Origin of the sequence: Candidatus Contendobacter odensis Run_B_J11, from assembly GCF_000531125.1 — a bacterium.
Lineage (GTDB): Bacteria > Pseudomonadota > Gammaproteobacteria > Competibacterales > Competibacteraceae > Contendibacter > Contendibacter odensensis.
The window spans coordinates 1-2,914 of record NZ_CBTK010000228.1 but is presented as its reverse complement, the minus strand read 5'-3'; the positions used below and the strand labels follow the sequence as shown (position 1 = coordinate 2,914).

General features: G+C 62.8%; 3 protein-coding genes and 1 pseudogene. 2 read left to right on the top strand and 2 right to left on the bottom strand.

Annotated features, from left to right (window positions below):
* The coding region (locus BN874_RS13245; protein ID WP_034434240.1) for an ISAs1 family transposase at positions 1-844 on the top strand (844 nt) is incomplete at its 5' end.
* 43 nt (positions 845-887) lie between these two features.
* On the opposite strand, the gene BN874_RS26495 is transcribed toward BN874_RS13245, so the two are convergent.
* Together BN874_RS26495 and BN874_RS13240 are read right to left on the bottom strand one after the other, a co-directional pair.
* Positions 888-1,043 (bottom strand): IS4 family transposase, encoded by a 156-nt coding sequence (locus tag BN874_RS26495; RefSeq protein ID WP_081756390.1) that lies wholly within the window; start codon positions 1,041-1,043, stop codon positions 888-890.
* The gene (locus BN874_RS13240) at positions 994-2,112 is read right to left on the bottom strand and encodes an IS4 family transposase (protein ID WP_154724931.1); all 1,119 of its coding nucleotides are present in this window, start codon (positions 2,110-2,112) and stop codon (positions 994-996) included. The genes BN874_RS26495 and BN874_RS13240 overlap by 50 nt, the downstream gene beginning before the upstream one ends.
* On the opposite strand from BN874_RS13240, the pseudogene BN874_RS25765 reads away from it, so the two are divergent.
* Positions 2,082-2,764 (top strand): annotated as a pseudogene (locus BN874_RS25765) (IS3 family transposase); the annotation flags it as partial. The gene BN874_RS13240 and the pseudogene BN874_RS25765 sit on opposite strands and share 31 nt — an antisense overlap.
* Positions 2,765-2,914 lie beyond the last annotated feature (150 nt).

Below are 2,914 nucleotides of genomic sequence, written 5' to 3'. Positions count from 1 at the left end.
TTGGGCGACGGCGGCCTTGCCGGGGTTGGCCGACGAGCCGGTCGGTGTGGATGGCAAGGCGGTGCGGGGGAGTCGGGACGGGGCGAACCCGGCGGTCCACTGGGTGAGTGCCTTTGCCGGCCGGGCGCGCTGGGTGTTGGCGCAGCAGGCGGTGGCGGAGAAGTCCAACGAGATCACCGCGATCCCGGACCTGCTGGCCCTGCTGGACTTGCAGGGGGCGATGGTGTCGATCGACGCCATGGGCTGCCAGAAAGCCATCGCCCAAGCGATCGTGGACGCGGGAGGTGACTACGTCCTGACTCTCAAGGACAACCCTCCGACCTTGTGCGAAGACGTCCGACTGTGGCTCGATACCGAAGTCGCCTGCGGCCGGCTGCCCGTTCTGGAAACGGTGGAGAAGGACCACGGCCGGATCGAAATCCGTCGCTACGCCCTCGGTGACCGGATCGATGGGCTGGAGGCGAAACCGGACTGGGCCGGACTCCAGGCGGTTGGGCGGGTCGAGTCCACCCGCATCATCGGTGACCAAACCAGCACCGAATGCCGTTATTTCCTGTGCTCGTTCCCGGAGCGCGACCGGTTTGCAACCACCGTCCGCAGCCATTGGGGGATCGAAAATCAACAGCATTGGGTCTTGGATGTGCAATTTGGCGAAGAGGCCTGTCGGACTCTCAAAGATCACTCGGCGGAAAACCTGGTCTTGATCCGTCGGCTGGCCTTGAACGTGCTGCGCCACAATGGCCTGCCCCGCAATAGCATCCGTCGCCGCAAACGCCGCGCCGCCCTTAATGATGATTACCGGTTGCACCTCCTCTTCGGCACCCCAACCCCGGCTACCACATAGCGCGATTGCCCTGAGTCCTTAATGCTGTCCATTGCACACATCTCTAAGTGACTGATTGCATATGGAGATCAGATGCCAATTGCATCCCCCAGGCGAGATCACGAGCGCGCTGCAAGCCGATCCACAGGGCCTTGGGACCGGGGGGGCCGTCACCCTTGCGACCCAAATGGCCACCCAAGCGGGCGATCCAGCCGATCATCGCGGGCAGCGGGGGGGGTCGTCGGCGGGGGCTGGCGGTGGATAGCGACGTAGACGGGGTGCCATTCGTCCGGATCCAGCACAGCGTCGCACGGCAGGGTCGGGGTGACGCGGCCCAACACCGTGAGGTACTGAATCCGCCAGGCGATGATGAGGTACAAGGCCAAGGCGGGTTCCAACCGCTCCAAGGTGCTGAGTTGCAAGGCTTCCACCCGGCAGCCGGTTTTGAAGATTCGGAAGAAAACCTCAATGGTCCACCGGCGGCCGTACCATTGAATCAACTCGGCCGCCGCTGCCAAGGTCTCCGCCGGGCGGTTAGTCAGCAACCGCCAGTCGAGGGGGTCGACCCCGACGGAGGCTCGTTCTTCCCGCGCCCGCAGCGCGGTCACGGTGACCGGTTCGCCCCCTTTGGGCTGCACCGTGACCCGTTCGACCCGCAGGGTCAACACCACCGGCCGGCTCGGCCGACTCGGCCGGGCCGGGAGGGTGAAGCTCACTTCGCCCAATACCGAGGCTTGCGCCAACCGGTCCCAGAGGGTATCGCCTTCGGCCAATTTGCGGTCTTGAGCGGCCCGGATCAGCCAGTCCACCTGCGGGTGGCACTGCGCCCGAACCATGAACTCGTGAATGTCGCTTTCCCGGTCGGCGACGTAGACCAGCCGGGTGTCCGGCAGGGTCGCGGCCAGCTCGGCGCAGCGCTCGAAGCCCTCAAGCCAACGCATACTTTCCTTCGCTTCGATCGGCCAGTGCCGTTTGTCCTCCCCCAACGTCTCCCGGTCGCGGGTCCACATCCAGGCGTCCAGCACCCCCAGCGGTACCCCGTCCGGCGTGACCGCCAAGGTGGGATGCACGTACAGCCCATGCTGCCGCAAAGATCTCAGCGGCCCCAGCCCGGCGATGCCCGGTTGAGCGGTATCGTCCAACTCCATGCTGTCCTGCACGCACAAGACAGAGCCACTCCCGGAAATTTGGACAGTCTGATAAGTGATAGCCTTGCCCCCGGAACCGGCCCCGAAAGGGCCTGCAAGAGGAACTCGGCATGGCAAGACGCAAACGGCGGAATCACTCACCGACCTTCAAGGCTCAAGTGGCAGTAGTGGCCCTCAAGGGCGACAAAACCTTGGCAGAGTTAGCGCAGCAGTTTGAGGTTCACCCGAACCCAGTGACCGACTGGAAAAGCCAGCTGATAGAGCGTGCAGCACAGGTTTTCGGTGAAGGGAATCCTCCTGCACCGGATCCCGATTTAAAAACGCTGCACGCCAAGATCGGGCAGCTCACCTTGGAGAACGATTTTTTAGAAAATGCGCTCACCAAGGCGGGGCTGCTGAGCGCAAAGCGATGATCGACCGCACCCACGATCTGCCCGTGACCCGGCAATGCCCGCTTCTGAATGTGGCACGATCCACCGCTTACTACGAACCGGTGCCGATTTCACCCCCTGATCTCGCGCTCCTGCACCGAATCGATGAACGGCATTTGGAGTCCCCCTTCGCGGGAGTACGGATGCTCCGTGACGTGTTGCGGAAAGAGGGGACGCTGATCGGATGCAAGCGGGTTCGTACCTTGATGCGGAAAATGGGTATCCAAGCCCTGTACCCCAAGCCCCGCACCAGCGAGCGGTGCCCGGTGCATCCGGTTTTCCCCTACCTGCTGCGTGATCTCATCATTGATCGACCCAACCCGGTCTGGGCCACCGAAATAGTCTTTACGCAAATGACAAAAACGGATGTGCTCGCTGCTCGGGTGGGTAGGGATGACATAACGAATTTCGACCTCGGCATCCGTCACGATAACCCGATCGATCAAAAGATCGACCCGCTGACGCTTTTGTTCGAAGGTGGCATTAACCAACCCCCTTTGAACGCGGGCGCA

What these genes read in the sequence shown, in the direction of transcription:
- BN874_RS26495 (WP_081756390.1), bottom strand. Translation starts at nt 1,043, where the DNA reads ATGATCGGCTGGATCGCCCGCTTGGGTGGCCATTTGGGTCGCAAGGGT.